We start from the raw sequence: 26,370 nt of genomic DNA, 5'->3' as shown, positions 1-26,370 counted from the left end.
GCTGAGGAACGCCTGTCTCGGGACGGAGTGCGCATCCATTGGACGACAACAGGATCGCGATCGTCGGGTTGTCCTGCCGGTTGCCCGGGGCGGCGGATCCGGCAGCGTTCTGGAGGCTGTTGCGGGACGGGCGGGATGCGGTCGCCGAGGGCACTCGGTGGGTCGCCGAGGGCGTTCGGTGGGGTGCCTTCCTCGACGATGTCGACCGGTTCGACCCCGCGTTCTTCGGCATCGCACCTCGGGTGGCGGCCGCCATGGATCCGCAGCAGCGGCTGGCGCTCGAGCTGTCCTGGGAGGCGCTGGAGGACGCCACCATCGTCCCCGGTGTGCTGTCCGGTCGCGATGTCGGCGTGTTCTTGGCCGCCGGGCCGGACGACTACGCGGCGCTGACCCACCGCGCCGGGCCCGCGGCGATCACGCGGGACACGTTCGCCGGGGTGGCGCGCGGGCTCGTCGCCAACCGGGTCTCCCACCTGCTCGGGGTACGGGGACCGAGCATGACCGTCGACACCGGGCAGTCGTCGTCGCTGGTCGCCGTGTACCTGGCGGCACAGAGCCTGCTGTCCGGTGAGACGGACCTGGCGCTGGCAGGCGGCGTGCAGCTCAACCTCGACCCGGCTCGCGCGGTGGCGTTCGCCGAGTTCGGCGGCATCTCCCCGGACGGCCGCTGCCACACCTTCGACGCCCGCGCCAACGGGGTTGTGCGGGGCGAGGGCGGCGGCGTGGTCGTGCTCAAGCGCCTCACCGACGCGCTCGCCGACGGCGATCCGGTGCGCGCGGTGATCCACGGCGGCGCGGTGAACAACGACGGCTCGACGGCGGCGCTCGCCGTGCCGGACGCGGATGGGCAGTGTGCGGTGCTGACCTCGGCGTACACCCGCGCCGGTGTCGATCCGGCGAGAGTGCGGTACGTCGAGCTGCACGGCACCGGCACCCGGCGGGGCGACCCGGTGGAGGCCGCCGCGCTCGGTGCGGCCGTGGGACGGCACCGGCCGGCCGGGGACCCGCTGCTCGTCGGCTCGGTCAAGACGAACATCGGCCACCTCGAGGCCGCGGCCGGGATCGCGGGGCTGTGCAAGGTCGTGCTGGCGCTGCGGCACGGGGAGCTCCCGGCGAGCCTGAACTACGTCACCCCCAACCCCGAGATCCCACTGGACGAGCTGAACCTGCGGGTCACCGCCGAGTGCACCCCGTGGCCCGCCACCAGCGAACCGAGGGTGGCGGGCGTCAGCTCGTTCGGCATGGGCGGCACGAACTGCCACCTGGTGCTCTCCGACCATCCGACCGGCGGTGACGACGCGCGGGCGGAGCCGATGTCGGTGCTGCCATGGGTGTTGTCCGGCCAGGGGGAGCAGGCGCTGCGGGCTCAGGCGCGGCGGCTGCGTGCCTTCGTGGTGGACCGTCCCGACCTGGACCTCGCCGCGGTCGCCCGCACGCTGGCGACCGGACGCACGGCCTTCGTCGACCGGGCGGTGGTCGTCGGCGCGGACCGGGACGAGCTGCTGCGCGGGCTGGCCGCCGTCGCCGACGGCGTGCCCGCCGGCAACGTCGTGCGTGGCGACGCACGCGAGCCAGGCGCCTCCGCGTTCGTGTTCACCGGTCAGCACGCCGGCCTGGGCCAGGAGTTCGCCCGCGCGCTGGACGAGGTGTGCGCGCATGTCGACCCGCTGCTCGGCCGGTCACTGCTGGAGATCATCCAGGCGGGGGGACCGGAGCTGGCCGACGCCGCCGCTTTGGTGGTGTCGCGTGGTCGGTTGACGGGCGGGGAACCCGAGGACAGGACCATGGTGGCCGCAGGCCACGCAACCCTCCTCACCGCGGTCGGCGCGGCGTTCGCGGGTGGTGCCGTGGTGGACTGGGCCGCCCTGCTCGGTTCGGCCCCCTCAACCTGGCTCGGCCTGCCCACCTACCCGTTCCAGCGCGAGCGGTACTGGCTCGACGAACAGCCACCCGCCCCCGCGCCGGTCACCGCCGGCCAGGATCCGCTCGCGCAGGTGCTGCACGGCGTGGCCGCTGTGCTCGGATACCGCTCCACCGCCGACGTCGACCCGCGCCGGACCTTCGACGACCTCGGCTTCGACTCGCTGTCCTCGCTCGAGTTGCTGGACCGGCTGGCGGAGACCACCGGACGCGACGACCTCCAGCCGACCACGACCTTCAACCACCCCACGCCGCTCGCGTTGGCCGAGTATCTGGATGCCGGGCCGCCCACGCCCCTGCCGGCGGCACCGGTGGAAACGGCGGACGAGCCCATCGCGATCGTCGGGATGGGGTGCCGTCTCCCCGGTGGCGTCGGCTCGCCCGAGGACCTGTGGCGGCTCGTGCACACCGGCACCGACGCGATCGCCGAGCTCCCGACCGACCGAGGCTGGGGGCACCGCGCGGGCCGCGGCGGCTTCCTGCCCGACGCGGCGCTGTTCGACCCCGACTTCTTCGGCATCAGCCCGCGCGAGGCGCTCGCGATGGACCCCCAACAGCGGCTCGTGCTGGAAACGACCTGGGAGGCTCTCGAACACGCGGGCATCGACCCGACCACGTTGCGTGGCACCAGAACCGGCGTGTTCGTCGGCGCCAGTGGCCAGGACTACGGCGCCCGCCTGCACGAGCCGGCAGGCGACGCGGAGGGCTTCCTGCTGACCGGGAGCAACGGCGGTGTGCTGTCCGGCCGGGTCTCCTACACGCTGGGCCTCGTGGGGCCCGCGGTCACCGTGGACACCGCGTGCTCCTCGTCGCTGGTGGCCATCCACCAGGCCGTGCGGTCGATCCGGGCCGGTGAGTCCACGCTGGCGATCGCGGGCGGCGTGACGGTCATGGCCAACCCGGGCATGTTCGTCGAGTTCGAACGGCAGGGCGGGCTCGCCGCCGACGGGCGCTGCAAGGCGTTCGCGGCCGCCGCCGACGGCACGGGGTGGGCCGAGGGCGTCGGCATGGTGATCCTGGCGCGCCTGTCCGACGCACGTCGCGCCGGGCACGACGTGCTGGCCGTCATCCGCGGCTGCGCGGTCAACTCGGACGGCGCGAGCAACGGCCTCAGCGCACCCAGCGGCGTCGCGCAGGAACAGGTGATCCGCCAGGCACTCGCGGACGCTCGACTATCCACATCGGACATCGACGTCGTCGAGGCCCACGGCACCGGCACGGCCCTCGGCGACCCGATCGAGGCCACGGCGATCCTCGCCACCTACGGGCAGGACCGCGACCGTCCACTGTGGCTCGGCTCGCTCAAGTCCAACATCGGCCACACGCAAGCCGCCGCCGGGGTCGCCGGCGTGATCAAGATGGTGCTGGCGATGCGGCACGCCGAACTGCCCGCGACGCTCCACGTCGACGAGCCGTCGCCGCACGTCGACTGGTCGGCCGGGCGGGTAGAGCTGCTGACCGAGCCTGTGCCATGGCCGTCGGACGGACGGCCGCGCCGGGCCGGGGTGTCCTCGTTCGGCATCAGCGGCACCAACGCGCACGTGATCGTCGAACAGGCGCGGGTCACGGCCGAGCAGGTCGAACCACAGCGGGAACGCCCGGTTCCGTTCGTGTTCTCGGCACGCACTCCCGAGCAGGTGCGGGCCCAGCTCGACCGGTTCCGGGCGCGGCTGGCCGACCAGCCGGACGTGCGTGCGGCGGACCTCGCGTTCTCGCTGGCGACCACGCGGGCCCGGTTCGACCACCGGGCGGTGGTCGTCGCCGGGAACCGGGCGGAGCTGGACGCGGCACTCGCGAGCGACGACCTGGAACGCGGGTCGGTGGCCGGCGGCGGGACCGTTTTCGTCTTCCCCGGGCAGGGTTCGCAGTGGCGTGGGATGGCCGTCGAACTGCTCGACACCGAACCGGTGTTCGCCGAGCGGATCGCCGCGTGTGAGCGGGCACTGGCCGAGCACGTGGACTGGTCGCTCACCGAGGTCCTGCGGCACGACGCGTTGGACCGGGACGAGATGGCGCAGCCCGCGTTGTTCGCGGTCTCGGTCGCGCTCGCGGCGCTTTGGCGTGCCTACGGGGTCGAGCCCGCCGCGGTCGTCGGGCACTCGCAGGGGGAGATCGCCGCCGCGTGTGTGGCGGGCGCGCTGTCACTGCCCGACGCGGCGCGGGTGGTCGCCCTGCGTGCCAAGGCGCTGCGCGAGATCACCGGGCTGGGCGGCATGGTGTCGGTCCCGCTGCCCGCCGACGAGGTGCGTGCGCTGCTGACGCCGTGGGCGGGCCGGCTCGGGATCGCCGCGCACAACGGGACACGGTCGACCATCGTGTCCGGCGACCTGGACGCGGTGCGGGAGCTGGTGGCCGCCACTGCGGGCTCGGCCCGTGAGCTTCCCGTCGGCTATGCCTCGCACTCCCCGCATGTCGAGCGGGTCCGCGACCGTCTGCTCACCTCGCTCGCGGACATCACCCCGCGACGACCCTCGATCCCGTTCTACTCCACGGTCGCCGGCGAGCCTGATGAGTCCGAACTGGACGCGGGTCACTGGTACCGCAACCTCCGTGAGCCCGTCATGTTCGCACCGGTCGTCCAACGGCTGTTCGACGAAGGGCACCGGTTGTTCATCGAGGTCAGCGCCCACCCGGTGCTGACCCCGAGCCTGCGGGAGACCGTCCCCGCCGCGGCACTCAGCACCCTGCGGCGGGACGACGGCGGCCAGGACCGGTTCCTGCGCTCGCTCGCCGCCGCGCACGCGCACGGCGTCGACGTGGACTGGACGCGGGTGTTCGCCGGGCTGGGTGCGCGGCGGGTGGAGCTGCCGACCTATCCCTTCCAGCGCAAGCGCTTCTGGTGGCGGCCGCCGGCGCCCGAGGCCGCCGGGACGAACCGGTACGAGATCGCGTGGTGGCCGGTGCCTCCCGACGGGTCCGCGCGCTTGGCCGGTAGCTGGCTGGTGGTCACCGGCACGCCTGACCGGTGGAGCGACGCGGTGGCCGACGCGTTGCGGCGCGCCGGCGCCGGCGCACGGGTGGTCGCGCCGGGCGAACTCGCTGCCCTCGCCGCCGAACCCGTACCGGCCGGCGTGGTGTCGCTGCTCGGCATGGACGAACGGACGCAGGCCGGCCACGACGCCGTGACCGCCGGTCTGACAGACACGCTCGCGTTGCTGCGCACGGCGCGCTGTCCGGTGTGGACGGTGACGTCCGGTGCGGTGGCCGTCTCGCCGGGGGAGCGGGTACGGGCCCGGCAGGCCGTTGTCTGGGGGCTCGGCAGGGTCGCCGCGCTGGAACACCCCGACCGGTGGGGCGGTCTGGTCGACCTGCGGGACGCCGCTGACGCCGACCGGCTCGCGGCGGTCCTGACTGGAGACGAGGACCAGGTCGCGGTACGTACGTCCGGCCTGCTCGCCCGCAGGCTGGTCCGTGCCGCCGCGGGTACCGGGCAGACCTGGCGCCCGCGCGGCACCGTACTGGTCACCGGCGGCACCGGCGTGCTCGGCCGCCGGGTCGCGCACTGGCTGCTGGCGAACGGGGCGGCACACGTGGTGCTCGCGAGCAGGCGGGGACCCTCGGCCGGTGGCGAGGTGGACGGCCGGGCGACCGTGGTGGCCTGCGACGTCACCGACTCCGCTGCCGTGGCCGCGCTGGTGGCCGGGATCGGCGACCTGACCGCCGTGGTGCACGCCGCCGGGGTCAGCGGCCTCGCCCGCCTCGCCGAGACCACTCCGGCCGAGGTGGACGAGGTGTGGCGGGCCAAGGTGCTGGGCGCCGAGGCACTGGACAGTGCGCTGGGTGACCGCGCGCTGGACGCGTTCGTGCTGTTCTCGTCCGCCGCCGGCGTGTGGGGTGGCGTGGACCAGGGCGCCTACGCGGCCGCCAACGCCCACCTCGACGGCCTCGCGCACGACCGCCGCGCCAGGGGACTGGCCGCGACCTCGGTCGCGTGGGGGCCGTGGCCTGGCGGTGGCATGGTCACCCCCGAGTTCGAGAAGACTCTGCTCGGCAGCGGTTTCGCGTTGCTGGACCCGGACGCCGCCCTCGACGAGCTGGGTCGCGCCGCCGGCCGGGGCGACGTCGAGCGTGTGGTCGCCGACGTGCACTGGCCCCGGTTCACCGAGCTGTTCACGATGGCGCGGCCGAGCCCGTTGCTGACCGAGCTGACACCTGCCCGCCGTGAGCGGCCACCGACCTCCGCGCCGGCCGAGCGGCTGCGTGCGTTGCCGGAAACCGAGCGGTACGACCAACTCCTGTCGCTGGTCATGGATCAGGCCGCCGTGGTGCTGGGGAGTACCGACGCCGTCCCGGCCGACCGGCCGTTCAAGGACCTCGGGTTCGACTCGCTCACCGCGGTCGAGCTGCGGGACCGCGTCGCCGAGGCGACCGGGCTGGCCTTGCCGGTCACCATCGTGTTCGACCACCCCACGGCCGGCGCGCTGGCCGCTCACCTGCGGGACATCGTCTTCGGCCACCACGTTCCCGCCGCGGTGGGAGCGCCGGTCGCGACCGGTGAGCCCCTGGCCGTCGTCGGCATGAGCTGCCGGCTGCCCGGCGGCATCGACAGCCCCGAGGAGCTGTGGCACCTGCTGGCGCACGGCGGCGACGCGGTCGCGGGCCTGCCGGCCGACCGGGGATGGGACCTCGACGGGCTCTACCACCCCGACCCCGACCGGCCGGGGACGAGCTACGTGCGTGGCGGCGGGTACCTGCGGGACATCGCGGGCTTCGACGCCGACCTGTTCGGCATCGCCCCGCGTGAGGGCGTGGCGATGGACCCGCAGCAGCGGCTGCTGCTCGAAGGCGCGTGGGAGGCGCTCGAAAACGCGGGCATCGCGCCCGGATCGCTGTCCGGCACCGCCACCGGGGTGTTCACCGGGGTGGCGGTGCCGGACTACTGGTCGGCGGACCGCATCCCGGAAAGCCTGGAGGCCTACCGGGTGACCGCGGGCGCGCCGAGTGTGGCCGCGGGCCGGATCGCCTACACCTTCGGGCTGGAGGGGCCCGCGGTGAACGTCGACACCGCGTGCTCGTCGTCGCTGGTGGCGCTGCACCTGGCGGCGCAGGCGCTGCGCGCGGGGGAGTGCTCGCTGGCGATCGTGGGTGGGGCGGCCGTGATGACGACCCCCGACGTGCTGCGCAGCCTGTCCCGCCAGCGTGCGCTGGCCGTGGACGGCCGCTGCAAGGCGTTCGCCGAGGAGGCCGACGGGTTCGGGCCCGCGGAAGGCGTCGGTGTCCTGGTCGTCGAGCGGCTGTCCGACGCGCGCCGCCTCGGCCACCGGGTACTGGCCGTGCTGCGGGGCACGGCGATCAACTCCGACGGCGCGAGCAACGGGCTCACCGCGCCGAACGGGATGGCCCAGCGGCGGGTGATCCAGGCGGCGCTGGCGAACGCCGGGCTGTCCGCACAGGACGTGGACGCGGTGGAGGCCCACGGCACCGGCACCCGGCTCGGCGACCCGGTGGAGGCGCTGGCCCTGCAGGACGTCTACGGACCGGACCGTGACCGTCCACTGTGGATCGGAACGGTCAAGTCGAACCTCGGGCACACCCAGGCGGCGTCGGGCATCGTCGGCGTGCTCAAGATGATCCTGTCGCTGCGGCACGGGGTGTTGCCGAGGACACTGCACGTGGGCCGCCCCACCTCGCACGTCGACTGGACCCGCGGCGCGGTCGCGCTGCTGACCGAGGAGCAGCCGTGGCCGCCGGCGGGCAGGCCACGCCGGGCCGGGGTGTCCTCGTTCGGGATCTCCGGCACCAACGCGCACGTGGTCGTCGAGGAACCCGCGCCGGAGCATGCCGCCGACGCAGGGCCGGACGGCGTCGCGCCGTGGCTGCTGTCCGGGGCGACCCCGGAGGCGGTGCGCGACCAGGCGGCGCGGTTGCGCGCCTTCGTGGCCGACCGTCCCGGCACCTCGCAGCGTGACATCGCGTTCTCGCTGGCCACCCGCGCCGGGCAGGCGTACCGGGCCGCGGTGGCCGGTGCCGACCGCGCCGAGCTGCTCGCCGGTCTCGCGGACGTGGTGCCACGGCGGGCGACCGGTGGCCGGCTGGCCTTCCTGTTCACCGGTCAGGGTGCCCAGCGGGCAGGGATGGGTGCGGAGCTGTACGCGTGTTTCCCGGTCTACGCGGCGGCCTTCGACGCGGTGGCGGCCGAGCTGGGTGGCGCCGAGCACGCACAGGAGGCGGTCTTCGCGTTGGAGGTCGCGCTGTTCCGGCTGGTCGAGTCGTGGGGCGTGCGGCCCGACGTGCTGGTCGGGCATTCGGTCGGGGAGATCGCCGCGGCACACGTGGCCGGGGTGCTGTCGCTGGCCGACGCCGCGACGCTGGTGTCCGCACGCAGCCGGCTGATGCGGGCGCTGCCCTCGGGTGGCGCGATGATCGCGGTCGAGGCGGTCGAGACCGAGCTGCCGCCGCTGCCCGACGGGGTCGGTGTCGCCGCGGTCAACGGCCCGGACGCCCTCGTCCTGTCCGGGCCGCGGGACGCGGTCGCGGCCGTGGCGGCCGGGTTCGCGGAGCGTGGTCGCAGGACCCGGGCACTCGACGTGTCGCACGCGTTCCACTCGCCCCTGATGGCACCGGTGCTCGCGCCCTTCGAGGAGGTCGTGGCGGCACTCACCTTCGCCGCGCCCGCCATCCCGCTCGTCACCACCGCGCCCGGTGATCCGTCCACACCGGACTACTGGGTGGACCACGTGCGGCAGCCGGTGCGTTTCGCCGCCGCCGTCCACGAGCTGCCGGGCCGGGGTGTGACGGCGTGCCTCGAGCTCGGCCCGGACGCGGTGCTGTCCGCTCTCGGCCCGGCGATCGAGCCCGGCCTGGAGTTCCTGTCCGTGCTGCGTGCCGACCGGCCTGAGGCCGTCACGGCCGTCGGTGCCGCCGGGCAGCTGTACGCGCTCGGCCACGCCATCGACCCGGCGCCGCTGGTCTCCGGAGGCTCGCTGGTCGACCTGCCCGCCTATCCCTTCCGCCGCACGCGGTTGTGGCTCGAACCCGGCAGGCGCGGCGGGTCCGCGGACCACCCGCTCGTCGCCGAGGTCATCGCGCTGGCCGACGGGGACGGTGCGGTGCTCACCGGCACGGTGTCGGCCGGCCGGCCCGGCTGGTTGGCCGACCACGTCGTCGACGGCACGGCGATCCTGCCCGGCACGGCGTTCCTGGAGCTGGCCGTCCAGGCGGGCCGCGCGGTCGGCTGCGACACGGTTGAGGAGCTGACCCTCGAACACCCGCTCGTGTTGTCGGACAAGGACATCCAGCTGCAGGTGCGGGTCGCCGCACCCGACGGGAACGGTCGCCACCCGCTGACCGTCCACTCCGGACGCCCCGGACATCTCGGACAGTGGGCCCGGCACGCGGCAGGCGTGCTCGCCACCGGCACACCGAGTGCGGCAGAGGTTCCGTGGCCACCCGAGGGGGCGGAACCGGTCGACGTCGACGGGTTGTACGACCGGCTCGCGAACGCGGGCTACGGCTACGGCCCCGCTTTCCGCGGGTTGCGTGCGGCATGGCGACGAGGCGAGGAGGTCTTCGCCGAAGCCGAGCTGACCACCGTGCACGACGCCGAACGTTTCGCCCTGCACCCGGCCCTCCTCGACTCGGCACTCCACGCCCTCGCCGCCACCGACCTGCTCGACGGCGTCCGGCTGCCTTTCGCCTGGAACGGTGTGACCATCCACGCACCCGGCGCGTCCGCGGTGCGGGTGCGCCTGTCCCCGGTCGGTACCGACGCGGTGTCGGTACAGGTCACCGGCCTCGACGGCCGCCGGCTGGCCACGGTGGACTCACTGGTCCTGCGCCCGATGCGCAGACCGGACTCGTTGTGGGAGCTGGCGTGGACGCCGGTCGCGACCGCGGCGGGCGGCACGGACGCCGAGATCGTGCCGTGCCCGGCCGAACCCGGCGACCCGGCCGCCGCGACCCACGCGGTGACGCGGTGGGCCCTGGCCCGCCTCCAGTCATGGCTGCTGGACGAGCCGGTACGCAGGCTCGCGTTGCTGACCAGGAACGCGACCACCGAACCGGCACACGCGGCGGTGTGGGGTCTCGTGCGCTCGGCGCAGACCGAGCACCCGGGCCGGTTCGTCCTCGTGGACGTCGACGACCACCCGGACTCCACGGCCGCTGTGACGGCCGCGGTGGCCACCGGCGAACCCCAGCTCGCGATCCGGGCAGGGGAGGTCCTCGTCCCCCGGCTGGCGAGGATCCCGGCCGACGACCTCGCCGTGCCCGACGCGGACGCCTGGCGGCTCGACACCGTCCACAGAGGAAGCCTCGACGAGCTCGCGTTGCTGCCAGCCCTGGAGGCGACCGCACCGCTCGCCGAAGGGCAGGTCCGGCTCGCCGTCCGCGCGGCGGGGCTGAACTTCCGCGACGTGCTCAACGCACTCGGCCTCTACCCCGGGGAGGCACCCGCGATCGGCATCGAGGGCGCGGGCGTGGTCACCGAGACCGGCCCCGGCACCACCGGGCTCGAGCCGGGCGACCGGGTGTTCGGCCTGATGGACGGCGCGTTCGGACCGGTCGCGGTCACCGATGCGCACGCCGTCGCGCCGGTACCGCCCGGCTGGTCGTTCGCCGAGGCCGCGTCGGTCCCGGTCGCGTTCCTCACCGCGTACTACGGGCTCGTCGACGTGGCCGGGCTGCGGGCAGGCGAGAAGGTGCTCGTGCACGCCGGGGCGGGCGGGGTCGGGATGGCCGCGATCCAGCTCGCCCGCCACCTCGGCGCGGAGGTGTTCGCGACCGCGAGCCCCGCCAAGTGGGGCGTCCTGCGGGACCTCGGTGTGCCGGCGGAGAACATCGCCTCCTCCCGCACATGTGAGTTCGAGCAGCGGTTCTCCGCCGGGGTGGACGTGGTGCTGAACTCGCTGGCGGGGGAGTTCGTCGACGCCTCGCTGCGGTTGCTGTCCCGTGGCGGCCGGTTCGTCGAGCTGGGCAAGACCGACGTCCGGGAGCCCGCGTCGATCCCCGCCGGTGTCGGCTACCGGACGTTCGACCTGACCGAGCCCGGGCCGGCCCGGATCCGGGAGATGCTGCGCGAGCTGCTGATGTTGTTCGACGGCGGTGCGCTGACACCACTGCCACTGTCCACCTGGGACGTACGGCGCGCGGTCGAGGCGTTCCGGCACGTCAGCCAGGCGCGGCACGTAGGCAAGGTCGTGCTCACCGTGCCACGCGAACCCGACCGGAACGGCACGGTGCTGATCACCGGCGGCACCGGCGCGCTCGGTGGCCTGGTCGCCCGGCGGCTGGCCGAGACCGGCTACCGCCACCTGCTGCTCGTCAGCAGGACGCCGGTACCCGGCACAGGCGTGGCCTGCGATGTCGCAGACCGTGACGCGCTCGCCGCCCTGCTGCGTGGCATTCCGGCCGAGCACCCGCTGACTGCGGTGGTGCATGCCGCGGGCGTGCTCGACGACGGCGTGGTGTCGGCGCTGACACCGGACCAGCTCGACCGCGTACTGCGGCCCAAGGTGGACGCCGCGACCCACCTCCACGAGCTGACCCGCGACCACGACCTGGCCGAGTTCGTGCTGTTCTCGTCGGGTGCCGCGTTCTTCGGCGGCGCGGGACAGGGCGGGTACGCGGCCGCGAACGCCTACCTGGACGCGCTCGCCGAACGCCGCCGCCGCGCCGGCCTGCCCGCGGTGTCGATGGCCTGGGGCCCGTGGGCACACACCGGCATGGCCGGGGCACTCGGCGACACCGACCAGGCCCGCCTGGCCCGGGTCGGTCTCGTGCCGCTCACCGCCGACCGCGGCGTCGAGCTGTTCGCCTCGGCCCGCGAGAGCAGCCGCGCGTTCGTCGTGCCCGCCGACCTCGACCTCGCCGCGCTGAGAGCGACCGGCACACCGCCGCCCCTGCTCCGCGACCTGGTGACCACCCGGAACCCGGCGCCGGTTCCCGACGGGACGGGGCTGCTGGACCTGGTACGGCGGCACGCGGCCGCCGTGCTCGGCCACTCCGGAGCCGACCGGGTCGCGGCGGACGTGGCGTTCAAGGACCTCGGCTTCGACTCGCTGTCCTCGGTCGAGCTGCGCAACGTGCTCGGCGCCGCCACCGGGCTGCGGCTCCCGGCGACGATCGTCTTCGACCACCCGACCCCGGCCGCGCTGGCCCGCCACCTCCACGCGAAGACCACGGGCCAGGCCACCGAAGCAGTCGTCGCGACCACGACCGGCGTCGACGAGCCGGTCGCGATCGTGGCGATGAGCTGCCGGTTCCCCGGCGGTGTCCGGTCCCCGGAGGACCTGTGGCAGCTGGTCGAGCAGGGCGTCGACGCCATCTCCGACCTGCCCGCCGATCGCGGGTGGGACGTCGCGTCCCTGTACCACCCAGATCCGGACCACCCCGGCACCTCCTACGTGCTGGCGGGCGGGTTCCTCCACGACGCCAGCGAGTTCGACCCCGCCTTCTTCGGCATCAGCCCGCGCGAGGCCCTCACCATGGACCCGCAGCAACGCCTGCTGCTGGAAACCTCGTGGGAGGCCTTCGAACGCGCGGGCATCGACCCGGACTCCGTGCGCGGCAAGCAACTCGGGGTCTTCGTCGGCGCGGCGTCGCTCGGTTACGGCACCGACTCGCGGGAGTTCCCGGCCGACCTGGAGGGTTACCGGCTCACCGGCAGCACCACGAGCGTGCTGTCCGGTCGCATCTCCTACGCGTTCGGGTTCGAGGGGCCCGCGGTCACCGTGGACACCGCCTGTTCGTCGTCGCTGGTCGCGCTGCACCTGGCAGCGCAGGCGATCCGGCGCGGCGAGTGCTCGCTCGCCCTCGCGGGCGGCGCGGCGATCATGGCCAACACCGACCTGTTCGTCGAGCTGAGCCGTCAGCGCGGGCTCGCGCCGGACGGGCGCTGCAAGCCCTTCGCGGCCGCCGCCGACGGCACCGCGTGGGGCGAGGGCGTCGGGATGCTCCTGCTGGCGAGCCTGTCCGAGGCGGAACGCGCCGGGCTCGAGGTGCTGGCCGTCCTGCGCGGGTCCGCGGTGAACTCCGACGGCGCCAGCAACGGGCTGACCGCGCCGAACGGCCCGTCACAGCAACGCGTCATCCGGGCCGCGCTCGCCGACGCGCGACTGTCCGCACCGGACGTCGACGTGGTGGAGGCCCACGGCACCGGCACCCGGCTCGGTGACCCGGTCGAGGCGCAGGCGTTGCTCGCCACCTACGGGCAGGACCGGGACCGGCCGCTGTGGCTCGGCTCGATCAAGTCGAACCTCGGCCACACCCAGTCGGCCGCCGGTGTCGCCGGTGTGATCAAGATGGTGCAGGCGATGCGCCACGGCCTCCTGCCGAGGACACTGCACACCGACGAGCCGACCCGCGAGGTGGACTGGTCGACCGGCGCGGTCCGCCTGCTCACCGAGCACACCCCGTGGCCGGGTTCCGGTCGCCCACGCCGTGCCGCCGTCTCCTCGTTCGGCATCAGCGGCACCAACGCCCACGTGATCCTCGAGCAACCGGCCCCCGTCGAGTGGCCGTCGAGCCCCGGCGGGACCGGCCCGTTGGTCTTGTCCGCGCGGACCGAGGACGCCCTGAGGGAACGGGCGAGCCAGCTCGCTTCCGTCGAGCACCCATGGGACGACCTCGGGCACACACTCGCCGGGCTGCACCGGTTCGAACACCGGGCCGTCGTGCTCGACCGGGACGGCTTGGTGGCGCTGGCCGAGGGCACACCGTCACCGTCGGTGGTCCGTGGTGTCGCGGCGCCACGGGGAAAGACGGTGTTCGTGTTCCCCGGCCAGGGTGGGCAGTGGGCCGGGATGGGGGTCGAGCTGCTCGACCGGTCCCCGGTGTTCGCGGCGCGGATGGCCGAGTGCGACGCGGCCATCGCGGAGCTCGCCGGCTGGTCGGTCGTCGCTGTGCTGCGCGGCGGTCCGGGGGCGCCGTCGCTGGACGCGGTGGACGTGGTGCAGCCGGCGTTGTTCGCGGTGATGGTGTCGCTGGCCGCGCTGTGGGAGTCGGTGGGCGTGCGTCCGGACGCCGTGGTGGGGCACAGCCAGGGGGAGGTCGCGGCGGCCTGCGTGGCGGGTGCGCTGTCGCTGTCCGACGCCGCCCGTGTGATCGTCATGCGCAGCCGGATCTCCCGGGTGCTGGTCGGCCGGGGCGGCATGGCGGCGGTCGCGCTCGGCGAGGACGACGCGACCGAGCTGACCGGCCGGTGGCCCGGCCGGCTGTCGGTCGCCGCGGTGAACGGGCCCGCGTCGGTGGCGCTCGCCGGTGACCTCGACGCGCTGCGTGAGCTGGTCGAGCACTGCGCGGCCCGGGACGTGCGCGCGCGGCTCATCCCCGCCGCGTTCGCCTCCCACTCGCCTGCCGTGGAGCCGCTCCGCGACGAGCTGCGCGCCGCGTTCGCGCCGGTCTCGCCCAGGCAGGCGACCGTGGCCTTCCACTCCACGGTCACCGGCGACGCGCTCGACCCGGCGACCCTCGACGGCGAGTACTGGTACCGGAACCTCCGCATGCCGGTGCGTTTCGACCGGGCCACCGCCGCGCTCGTCGAGCAGGGGCACACCACGTTCGTCGAGATCAGCCCACACCCGGTCCTGAGCGGTGTGCTGGCGTCGAGCGTGCAGGACGCCACGGTGGCTGGCACGCTGCGCCGGGACGACGGTGGTCTGACCCGGTTCCTGACCTCGGCCGCCGAGGTGCACGTTCGCGGCGTGCCCGTCGACTGGCGGTCACTGTTCCCCGGCGCTTCGCGGGTGGTGCTGCCGGGCTATCCCTTCGCGCGGCAGCGGTTCTGGCTGCGTGCCGCGCCGGGGTCGGCGGCCGTGTCGTCGGCGGGACTCGGCGCTGTGGACCACCCGCTGCTCGGCGCGGCGGTCACGCTGCCGGACTCCGTGGTGCTGACCGGCAGGTTGTCGCAGGCGGCCGATCCCTGGCTCGGCCAGCATTCCCTGCGGGGCACCGTGTTGCTGGCGGGCACGGCACTGGTGGAGCTGGCGGTCCGTGCGGGTGACCACGTCGGGTGCGGGCTGGTCGAGGAGCTGGCGTTGGAGGCACCGGTGGTGCTGCCGGAGCGGGGCGGCGCGCAGCTGCGGGTCGTCGTCGACGAGCCGGACCCGGACGGCCGGCGGGCGCTGCGGGTGTACTCACGGCACGAGGGCAGCGACGGGGCGTGGACCCGGCACGCGAGCGGCGTGCTGGCGGTCGCCGGGACGGCCGAGGGGACACTCGGTGAGTGGCCGCCCAGCGACGCGGAACCCCTTGCGGTGACAGGACTTTACGACGATCTCGCCGCGGCCGGGGTCGAGTACGGGCCGGTGTTCCGCGGGGTGGCGCGGGCCTGGCGGCATGGCGCGGACGTGCTGGCCGAGGTTCGGGTCCCCGAGGGGGTTGAGGTCGGTCGGTACGGCATCCACCCGGCACTGCTGGACGCGGCGTTGCAGCCGATGACACCGGGTGGTCTGGTCGCCGACGACGGCCATGGCCGGATGCCGTTCGCGTGGTCCGGGGTGGCTCTGCACGCGACCGGCGCCACGGCGTTGCGTGTGCGGCTGTCCCCGGTCGGGGTGGACGCGCTGTCGGTGTGGTGCGCCGACGAGGCCGGTCAGCCGGTGCTCTCGGCGGAGTCGCTGGTGCTGCGCCCGGCCCGGGGCCCGTCGTCCGCTCAGGACCTCCACGTGGTCCGGGACCCGGTGCCGGTGGCGCGGCGCGTCGCCGGCACGAGCACGGGACCAACGCCGTCGCTGGCGGCGCGGGTCGCGGGACTCCCGCCGGAGCAACGACGGCCGGCGTTGCTGGACGTCGTCCGTGAGCGGGTCGCGGCCGTGCTCGGCATCGCCGACGGTGGCCTAGTCCGGGAGGACCGCGGCCTGCTGCAGATCGGCCTCGACTCGCTCACCGCGGTCCGGCTGCGTGGCCTGCTCGCCGAGGCCACCGGTCTGCGGCTACCACTCACGCTGGCGTTCGACCACCCGACCGCGGGGGACATCGCCACCCACCTGCTGGCCCTGCTCGTTCCCGCCGAACCCGCGGTCGTCCCCGAGCCCGAGGCCGGGCAGGAGATCGACGAGATGGACGTCGACAGCCTGGTCCGCCTGGCCTTCGGGGCGAACGACCAGGACGAAGATGGCTCCCCCCAACGGAACGCGAGCTGACCATGGCCACGTCGCATGACCGGATCGTCGACGCACTGCGTGCCGCGCTCAAGGAGAACGAACGGCTGCGGCGGCAGAACCAGCAGCCGGCCGCCGGAGGGTCGGAGCCGCTCGCGATCGTCGGGATGAGCTGCCGGTACCCCGGTGGGGTGACCGGGCCCGCGGACCTGTGGCGGCTGGTGGCCGACCGCGCCGACGTCATCGCGGGCTTCCCCGCCGACCGCGGGTGGGACCTGGCCGCCTTGTACGACCCCGATCCGGACCGCCAGGGCACGACCTACACCCGGTCGGGCGGCTTCCTCGACGACGTCGCCGGGTTCGACCCAGCCTTCTTCGGGATCAGCCCGCGTGAGGCGGTCGCGATGTGCCCGCAGCAGCGGTTGCTGCTGGAAGCGTCGTGGGAGGCGGTGGAGTCGGCGCGGATCGACCCGACCTCGTTGCGCGGCAGCCAGACCGGTGTGTTCGCGGGGCTCGTCTACCACGACTACGGGTCGTGGCTGACCAAGGCGCCCGAGGGGATGGAGGGCTACCTGGCCACCGGCATCTCCGGCAGCGTCGCGTCCGGCCGGGTGGCGTACGCGCTGGGGCTGGTGGGGCCCGCGGTGACGGTGGACACGGCGTGTTCGTCGTCGTTGGTGGCGCTGCACATGGCGGGGGAGTCGCTGCGCCGCGGGGAGTGCTCGCTGGCGCTGGTCGGCGGTGTCACGGTGATGGCGACGCCCATGATGTTCGTCGACTTCGCCCGGCAGCGGGGGCTGGCCGCCGACGGCCGGTGCAGGTCCTTCGCCGCGGCGGCCGACGGCACGGCGCTGGCCGAGGGCGTCGGGGTGCTGCTGGTGGAGCGGCTGTCCGACGCCCAGCGGCTCGGCCATCCGGTGCTGGCGGTGGTGCGGGGGTCGGCGATCAACTCCGACGGCACGTCGAGCGGGCTGACCGCGCCCAACGGTCCCGCGCAGCAGCGGGTCATCCGTGCCGCGCTGGCGTCCGCCGGGCTCTCGGCGTCCGATGTGGACGTGGTGGAGGCCCACGGCACCGGTACCCGGCTCGGTGACCCGATCGAGGCGCAGGCGTTGCTCGCCACCTACGGACAGGATCGCGACCGGCCACTGTGGCTCGGCTCGATCAAGTCGAACATCGGCCATACGCAGGCCGCCGCCGGGATGGCCGGTGTGATCAAGATGGTCATGGCGATGCGGCACGGGGTGCTGCCCGCGACGCTGCACGTGGACGAGCCGACGCCGAAGGTGGACTGGACCGAGGGCGCGGTGTCGTTGCTGACCGAGGAGAGGCCGTGGCTCTCGGACGGGCCCCGGCGGGCGGGGGTCTCCTCGTTCGGCATCTCCGGCACGAACGCCCACGTGATCCTGGAGGAAGCGGCCCCGTCGCCGGTGCCCGGAGCGGGCCCGTCCGGCACCGTGCCGTGGGTGGTGTCCGGGGCGACGCCGGACGCGGTGCGGGACCAGGCTGCCCGGTTGCGGTCCTTCGCGGCGCGGCATCCCGAGCTGTCGGCCGCCGACATCGGCTTCTCCCTCGTCACCACCCGGGCTGGGCTCGCGCACCGCGCGGTGGTGACCGGCGACCGTGACGAACTGCTCGCCGGGCTGGCCGACGTCCGCCCGCACCGGGTGGCCGAGGGGCGGCTCGCGTTCCTGTTCACCGGTCAGGGTGCGGAGCGGGCGGGCATGGGTGCTGGGCTGTACGAGCTGTTTCCGGCCTATGCCAGGGCTTTCGACGCGGTGGTCGCCGAGCTGGGTGCGGTCGAGCACGCACAGGAGGCGGTCTTCGCGTTGGAGGTCGCGTTGTTCCGGTTGTTCGAGTCGTGGGGAGTCCGCCCCGACTACCTCGTCGGGCACTCGGTGGGGGAGATCGCCGCCGCGCACGTGGCCGGGGTGTTGTCGTTGTCCGACGCGGCGGCGCTGGTGTCCGCGCGGAGCCGGTTGATGCGGGCGTTGCCGGGTGGGGCGATGGTCGCGATCCGGGCAGCCGAGGCGGACGTCGTCCCGTACCTGTCCGACGAGGTGAGCATCGCCGCGGTGAACGGTCCGGCGGCGGTCGTGGTGTCCGGTGCCGAGGATGCCGTGCTGGCGCTCGCCGCCCGGTTCGAGCGGACCAGACGGCTCGCGGTGTCGCACGCCTTCCACTCGCCGTCGATGACGCCGATGCTGGACGAGTTCCGCACTGTCGTGGCCGGTCTTTCGTTCGCGTCGCCGAAGATCCCGGTGGTGGCGACGTCGGTTGGTGAGCTGTCCACTCCGGACTACTGGGTGGACCACGTCCGGCGTCCGGTGCGGTTCGCCGACGCGATCACCACGCTCGCCGAACGCGGCGTGCGCACCTGTCTCGAGCTCGGCCCGGACGCCGTGCTCTCGGTGATGGGCGAGGACTGCGCCCCGGACGTCGACTTCGTCCCCACCCTCCGCGCCGACCGCCCGGAGGCACACACCGTGACCGCCGCGCTCGGCCGTCTGCCCACTGTGGACTGGGCGACGGTCTTCGCGGGTGCTCGTGCGGTCGACCTGCCGACCTACGCCTTCCAGCACCGGCGCCTCTGGCTCGAGTCGCCCCGGCCGGCGGACCCGACCCGGTCGTGGCACTACCAGGTCACCTGGTCCCGTCTGCCCGACGCGCCCGCGACCCCGGTCGAGGGCACCTGGTCGCTGCTCGGCGCCGACGAGGAGATCCAACAAGCCCTCGGCCCGCACCTCCTCGGCGACGCGGGGACGCCCGCCGGTGTCATCGCCCCGGTCACCGACCTCGCGTCGGCGCTGCGGGCGATACAGGCCCTCGCCGACGTGACCGCTCCGCTGTGGCTCGTCACCCGCGGCGGCGTCGGCGTGGGACAGCCGGTCGACCCCGCCCAGGCCCAGATCTGGGGACTCGGGCGGGTGGCCGCACTGGAGTCCCCGCAGCGCCCCGTCCGGCTGGTCGACCTGGCCGCGGGCACCGCCGACCGGCTCGTCGCCCTCCTGGCCGACCCGGCCGGCGAGGAGCAGTTCGCCATCCGGCCGGACGGCGTGCACGTCCCCAGGCTGACCCGCACGGCCCGCCCCGCGCCCGAGCATCCATGGCGCCCGCGCGGCACGGTGCTGGTGACCGGTGGCACCGGCGCGATCGGCGCACACGTCGCGAGGTGGTTGGCCGGTGCGGGTGCCGAGCACCTGGTGTTGGCGAGTCGTCAAGGCCCGGACGCGCCCGGTGCCGAGCGACTCCGGGCGGAGCTCGGCGTCGACGTGACCATCGTCGCGTGCGACATGGCCGACCGGGACGCGGTCGCCGCACTCCTCGCGGCACACCCGCCGACCGCCGTCTTCCACGCGGCCGGGGTCGCCCAGTTCACCCCGGTGACCGAGACGGACCCGGCCGAGGTGGCCCGTGTGTTGGCGGCCAAGGCAGCCGGTGCGGATCACCTCGACGCGTTGCTCGACAGCCCGGACGTCACGTTCGTGCTGTTCTCCTCGATCTCCGGGGTCTGGGGCGCTGATGGCCAGGGCGCCTACGCCGCCGCCAACGCACACCTGGACGCGCTCGCCGAAGGGCGCCGCGCCCGAGGACTGCACGCCACCTCGGTCGCCTGGGGTGCGTGGGCGGACGGTGGCATGTCCACCAACGCGGGCGTCACCGAGCACCTGCGCAGGCGCGGGATCCTCCCGATGTCGCCGGGACACGCGGTCACCGCACTGCGGGACGTCCTCGACCACGACGAGACGACCGCGGTCGTCGCCGACGTCCGCTGGGACACGTTCGCCGCCGCCGGCCGGCGCGGGACGTTCTTCGCCGAAGCGATACCGGAGGCGCCACAACACAGGGTCTCCGCCGAAGACGTGACCGACCTGGTCCGCAGGCACGTCGCCGAGGTGCTCGGCCACGGCGACCCGGGCGCCGTCGAGACCGACCGGCCCTTCCGCGAGCTGGGGGTCGACTCGCTGACCGCTGTCGACCTCCGCGACCGGCTGAACGCCGCGACCGGCCTGCGCCTGCCGGCGACCGCGATCTTCGACCACCCCACGGTGACCGCGCTGTGCCGGCACATCCTCGGTACGCGACAGGAAGACCAGCCGGTGCCCGCCCCGGCCGTCGACGAGCCCATCGCCGTCGTGGGCATCGGCTGCCGTTTCCCCGGCGACGCCGACACACCCGAACTGTTCTGGCAGCTGGTGCGGGACGGTCGGGACGCGGTGTCGGAGTTCCCGGCCGACCGCGGCTGGGAACTCGAGTCGCTCTACGACCCGGAGCCGGGCAAGCCGGGCCGCACCTACACGCGGTGGGGCGGGTTCCTGCGTGGCGCGGCCGAGTTCGACCCGGGCTTCTTCGGCATCAGCCCGCGCGAGGCACTCGCGATGGACCCCCAGCAACGCCTCCTGCTGGAGGTCGCGTGGGAGGCCGTCGAACGGGCCGGCATCGACCCGCACTCGTTGCGCGGCACCGCGACCGGCGTGTTCGCCGGGGTGACCCACCAGGGCTACGGGCCGCCGCTCGACACCGGCGCGAGCGGCGCGGGAGGCCACCTGCTGACCGGGACCGCGGCGAGCGTGGTGGCCGGGCGGGTGGCCTACACGTTCGGGCTCGAAGGCCCCGCGCTGTCCATCGACACGTCCTGCTCGTCGTCCCTCGCGGCACTGCATCTGGCCGGCGAGTCGCTGCGCCGGGGCGAGTGCGCGCTCGCGCTGGCCGGCGGGGTGACCGTGATGACCAACCCCGGCGCGTTCGTGGAGTTCGGCAGGCAACGCGGGCTCGCCGCCGACGGCCGCTGCAAGCCGTTCGCCTCCGCCGCGGACGGCACCGGGTGGGCCGAGGGCGCCGGGATGCTCCTGCTGGAGCGGCTGTCCGACGCGCACCGCAACGGCCACGAGGTGCTGGCCGTCATCCGCGGCTCGGCGATCAACTCCGACGGCGCGAGCAACGGGCTCACGGCACCCAACGGGCCGTCGCAGCAGCGGGTCATCCGGGCCGCGCTGGCGAGGGCCGGACTGTCCACACAGGACGTGGACGTGGTCGAGGCGCACGGCACCGGCACCACTCTCGGCGACCCGATCGAGGCGCAGGCGCTGCTCGCCACGTACGGACAGGATCGCGACCGGCCGCTGTGGCTCGGCTCGGTGAAGTCCAACATTGGCCACACCCAGGCGGCGTCCGGGGTGGCCGGCGTCCTCAAGATGATCATGGCGATGCGGCACGGGGTGCTGCCCGCGACCCTGCACGTGGACGAGCCGACCCAGCGGGTCGACTGGTCGGCGGGCGCGGTTCGGGTGCTGACCGCGCCGGTCGACTGGGTGGCCGACGACCACCCGCGTCGTGCCGCGGTGTCCTCGTTCGGCATGAGCGGCACCAACGTGCACCTGGTCCTCGAGCAGCCACCCGGGCAGGCGCACCCGGTGCCGCCGGAGCCGTCGGTCGCGCCACTCGTGCTGTCGGCCAGGACCGCCGAGGCGCTCGACGTCCGCACCGAACAGCTACTGTCCACTGTAGACGACCAGGACAGCGTCGACCTCGGGTACACCCTGGCGGCACGGTCGCGGTTCGACCACCGTGCCGTGCTGCTGCTCGAGGCCGGGCAGCGTCCCCGGGCGGCGTCGGTGGTCACCGGCACCGCCACACCGCTGGGGCGGACGGTGTTCGTGTTCCCCGGCCAGGGCGGCCAGTGGGCCGGGATGGGCGCCGAGCTGCTGGACACCTCGCCGGTCTTCGCCGCGCGCATGGCCGAGTGCGACGCGGCCATCGCGGAGTTCACCGGCTGGTCGGTGGTCGACGTGCTGCGCGGGGCGCCGGACCTCGCCGCGGTGGACGTCCTCCAGCCGACCCTGTTCGCGGTCATGGTGTCGCTGGCCGCGCTGTGGGCGTCGGTCGGGGTGCGGCCGGACGCCGTCGTCGGCCACTCGCAGGGCGAGATCGCCGCCGCGTGTGTCGCGGGCGCGCTGTCCCTGCGCGACGCAGCCCGCGTGGTCACGTTGCGCAGTAAGGCGTTGGGCGTGCTGGCGGGCCGCGGCGGCATGGTGTCGGTCGGGATGGGGGAGACCGGCGCCTCGGCGTTGCTCACGCGGTGGGACGGACGGCTCGCGCTCGCCGCGGTCAACGGCCCGTCGTCGGTCGTGGTAGCCGGCGACCCCCTCGCGCTGCGGGAGCTGGTGTCCCACTGCGACAGCGCGGGCGTGCACCACCGGGTCATCCCGGTGGACTACGCGTCCCACTCACCGCACGTCGAGGAGATCCACGACCGGCTGCTCGCCGACCTCGCCCCGGTCCGGCCGGTCGGCGGCGACGTGGTCTTCCACTCCACGGTCACCGGCGACGTGGTCGACACCGCCGGGCTCGACGCGGGCTACTGGTACCGGAACCTGCGGCACACCGTGCGGCTGGCGCCCGTGGTCGACCGGCTGGCCCGGCACGGGCACGGGGCGTTCGTCGAGATCAGCCCGCATCCGGTGCTGACCGCGCCGATACTCGAGACCCTCGAGGCGAGCGGGACCGGTGCCACGGCCGTCGGCACGCTCCGCCGCGACGACGGCGGCCTGACCCGGTTCCTCACCTCCGCCGCCGAGCTCCACGTCCGTGGCGGCGACGTCGACTGGCGACGGCTGTTCACCGGCGGCAGGACGGTCCCGCTGCCGACGTATCCCTTCCAGCGCAAGCGTTACTGGCTCACCCGGACCGAGTCCCGCGCCGCGGCGCACCCGTTCGTCACCGCGGTCGTCGCCGCCGCCGACGGGCCGGAGGTGCGGTGCACGGGCCGGATCTCGCTGCGCACCCACCCGTGGCTCGCCGACCACGCGGTGCACGGCGCGATCATGTTCCCCGGCACCGGGTTCCTGGAGCTGGCCGCTTTCGCGGGCGAGCAGGCAGGCTGCCCCGTGGTCGAGGAGCTCACCCTGCGGGCACCGTTGGTGCTGCCCGAGACCGGCGCGGTGGAGCTGCAGGTCGTCGTCGGCGCCCCGCGGGACGCCACCCGGCCCGTGACCGTCTACTCCCGGCCGGAGGACGAGGACGACTGGACCCGGCACGCGGCCGGCGAGCTGTCCACTGTGGAGCGTTCGCCCATCGAGCCGGCCGAGTGGCCGCCGCCGGGCGCGGTCGCCGTGGACCTGACCGGTTTCTACGACGACCTCGCCGACCGGGGCTACGAATACGGACCCGCGTTCCAGGGGGTGCGTGCCGCGTGGCGCACGGGTGCGGACGTCTGCGCGGAGGTGGGGCTGCCCGGCGACGCCGAGTCGTTCGGCCTGCATCCCGCGCTGCTCGACGCCGCACTGCACGCGCTCGGGCTCACGTCGGTCGACGGTGGCCTGCCCTTCTCGTGGACCGGTTTCCACCGGCACGCGGTGGGCGCCACCGCGCTGCGGGTCCGGCTGTCCCCGGTCGGCCAGGACACCGTCGCGTTGCGTGTCGCCGACGAGACGGGCAGGCCGGTCGCTACCGTCGACGCCCTCACGGTGCGCCCGCCGGCGCGTGTCGGCTCGGACGGCCCGTACCGGCTCGACTGGGTCCGCGTCCCGGCCGCGTCCGGGGCCGTCAGCCGGACCGTGGTGTCCGATGTGGACGAGCTGCCGGTCGATGACTTCCTCGTGGCGCACTGCCCGCCGCACACCACGGTACGCGCGGCTGTCCACTGGGCGCTGGCTCTCGTCCAGGCCTTCCTGGCCGACGAGCGGCTCGCCGAGAGCACGCTCGTGTTCCGGACCGACGGCGCGCCGGCCGCCGATCTCGCCCAGGCCGCGGTGTGGGGCCTTGTCCGCTCGGCGCAGTCCGAGCACCCGGGCCGGTTCGTGCTGGTGGACGCCGACTCCGACGCACTGCTCGACGCCGTGCTGGCCGGCGGGGAGCCCCAGGTGGCGATCCGCGGCGGCGAGCCGCACGTGCCGAGGCTGGCCAGGATCACCGGACCGAGGGGCGACGCCCCCGACCTCACCGGCGGCACGGTGCTGATCACCGGGGGCACCGGCTTGCTCGGCGGCATGCTCGGCCGGCACCTGGTCGCCAACCACGGCGTGCGGCGGCTCGCGCTGGTGAGCCGGCGTGGACCCGACGCGCCCGGCGCCCGCGAGCTGGTGGCCGCGCTGGGCGTGGACGTGACCGTGCACGCCTGCGACGTCGGCGACCGGGACGCCCTCGCACGCGTGCTGGCCACCATCCCGGACCTGACCGCGGTGGTGCACGCCGCGGGCGTGCTCGACGACGGCGCGGTCACCGCGCAGACCCCGGCCCAGTACGAGACGGTGTCGCGCCCCAAGGTGGACGCGGCCGTCGCGCTGGACGAGCTGACCAGGGACCGGAACCTGGCCGCGTTCCTGCTGTTCTCCTCGGCGGCCGGCACGCTCGGCACGGCCGGGCAGGCCGGGTACGCGGCGGCCAACGCCGCTCTCGACGCCCTTGCGCACCGCAGGCGCGCCGAGGGCCTGCCCGCCCAGTCGCTCGCGTGGGGCCTGTGGGAGGAACGCAGCGAGATGAGCGGCGGCCTGAGCGACGTGTACGTGGCCAGGGGCGCCCGCATCGGTCTGCGCCCCCTGCCCACGGCGGAGGGGCTCGCGTTGTTGGACGCGGCCATGACCGTCGACGAGCCCGTGGTCGTGCCGTTGCGGCTCGACAAGGCAGCGCTGCGCTCGTCGACCGTTCCCGCGGTGCTGCGAGGGCTCGTCCGGTCACGTGTGGACAGTCCACTCGCGATTCGTCGCGGACCGCTCGTCGTCACGCGGGAGGCGTTGCTCGACCTCGTGCGCGAGCACGCGGCGACGGTCCTGGGACTCGACTCGCCCGCCGACGTCCCGGTCGGCCGGGGGTTCCTCGAGCTCGGGTTCGACTCGCTGATCGCGGTGGAGTTCCGCAACCTGCTCGCCGCCGCGACCGGGGTGCGGCTGCCGATCACGCTCGTGTTCGACCACCCCACGGCCGAGGCGGCCGCCGGGTATCTCCTGTCCCGGCTGGGTGGGCAGACCACTGCCGACGCGGCCCTCGCCGCGCTCGACGCCGCGCTGCACGCCGCGGCCGACGGGGACCGGGCCAGGATCCTCGCCCGGCTGCGTGAGCTGACGGAGCAGAGCGCCCAGGTCGAGCACCGCGACCTCGACGACGCGTCCGACGACGAGCTTTTCGACCTGATCGACAACGAGTTCGGAGCGGCGTGATGGCCCAGGACGACAGGCTCCGGGAGTACCTCAAGCGCGCGGTCGCCGAGGCGCGGGAGGCCCGCAGGCGGGAACGGGAGCTCGTAGACCGGCTCGGCGAGTCCATCGCGATCATCGGGATGGCCTGCCGCTTCCCTGGCGGCGCCGCCACCCCGGAACAGTTCTGGGACCTGGTGGCCGCCGGCGGCGACGCGGTCGGCGGGTTCCCGCAGAACCGGGGCTGGGACCTGGACACGCTGTTCGACCCGGACCCCGACCGGCAGGGGACCTCCAGCACCTCAGCCGGCGCGTTCCTGCACGACGCGGGTGAGTTCGACGCGGGGTTCTTCGGCATCGGCCCGCGTGAGGCACTCGCGACCGACCCGCAGCAGCGGCTGCTCCTGGAGACCTCGTGGGAGGCGGTGGAGCGGGCCCGGATCGACCCGGACGCGTTGCGTGGCAGCACGACCGGCGTGTTCACCGGCGTGATCTACCACGACTACGGCTCGCGGTTCCTCAACGGGAACGCGCCGGACGGGATGGAAGGCTACCTCGGCACCGGCAGCGCGGGAGGTGTCGCGTCCGGCCGGGTGGCGTACGCGCTTGGACTGGTCGGTCCGGCGGTGACGGTGGACACGGCGTGCTCGTCGTCGCTGGTGGCGTTGCACCTGGCGAGTGACTCGCTGCGCCGCGGGGAGTGCTCGCTGGCGCTGGTCGGCGGCGCGACCGTGATGGCGACCCCGGCCACGTTCGTGGAGTTCTCGCGGCAGCGCGGTATGGCCGCGGACGGCCGGTGCAAGTCGTTCGCCGGGGCCGCGGACGGCACCGGGTGGGGCGAGGGCGTTGGGGTGCTGCTGGTGGAGCGGCTGTCGGAGGCGGAGCGGCTCGGTCATCCGGTGTTGGCGGTGGTGCGGGGGTCGGCGATCAACTCCGACGGCGCGTCGAGCGGGCTGACGGCCCCGAACGGTCCGGCGCAGCAGCGGGTGATCCGTGCGGCGCTGGCGTCCGCCCGGTTGTCGGCGTCCGATGTGGACGTGGTGGAGGCTCACGGGACCGGTACCCGGCTCGGTGACCCGATCGAGGCGCAGGCGTTGCTGGCGACGTACGGGCAGGATCGGGACCGGCCGCTGTGGCTCGGTTCGGTGAAGTCGAACATCGGGCACACGCAGGCGGCTGCCGGGATGGCCGGTGTGATCAAGATGGTCATGGCGATGCGGCACGGGGTGCTGCCCGCGACGCTGCACGTGGACGAGCCGACGCCGAAGGTGGACTGGTCC

General features: G+C 74.5%; 3 protein-coding genes. All 3 read left to right on the top strand.

Annotated features, from left to right (window positions below; all coding sequences use genetic code 11):
- Positions 1-38 precede the first annotated feature (38 nt).
- The gene (locus tag VF106_RS09840) at positions 39-16,001 is read left to right on the top strand and encodes an SDR family NAD(P)-dependent oxidoreductase (protein WP_330839310.1); all 15,963 of its coding nucleotides are present in this window, start codon (positions 39-41) and stop codon (positions 15,999-16,001) included.
- Positions 15,998-25,114, top strand: a complete 9,117-nt coding sequence (locus VF106_RS09835; RefSeq protein WP_414638914.1) for an SDR family NAD(P)-dependent oxidoreductase — start codon at positions 15,998-16,000, stop codon at positions 25,112-25,114. Before VF106_RS09840 ends, VF106_RS09835 begins: the two co-directional genes overlap by 4 nt.
- Positions 25,111-26,370, top strand: a 1,260-nt coding sequence (locus tag VF106_RS09830) for a beta-ketoacyl synthase N-terminal-like domain-containing protein (RefSeq protein ID WP_414638910.1), incomplete at its 3' end; no start/stop codon positions are given. The genes VF106_RS09835 and VF106_RS09830, both read left to right, overlap by 4 nt.

The sequence above is a fragment of the Actinophytocola sp. genome (assembly GCF_036378875.1).
Taxonomy (GTDB): Bacteria; Actinomycetota; Actinomycetes; order Mycobacteriales; family Pseudonocardiaceae; genus Actinophytocola.
Note: the sequence above shows the minus strand (reverse complement) of the source record. Positions and strands in the feature narration are given on the sequence as shown.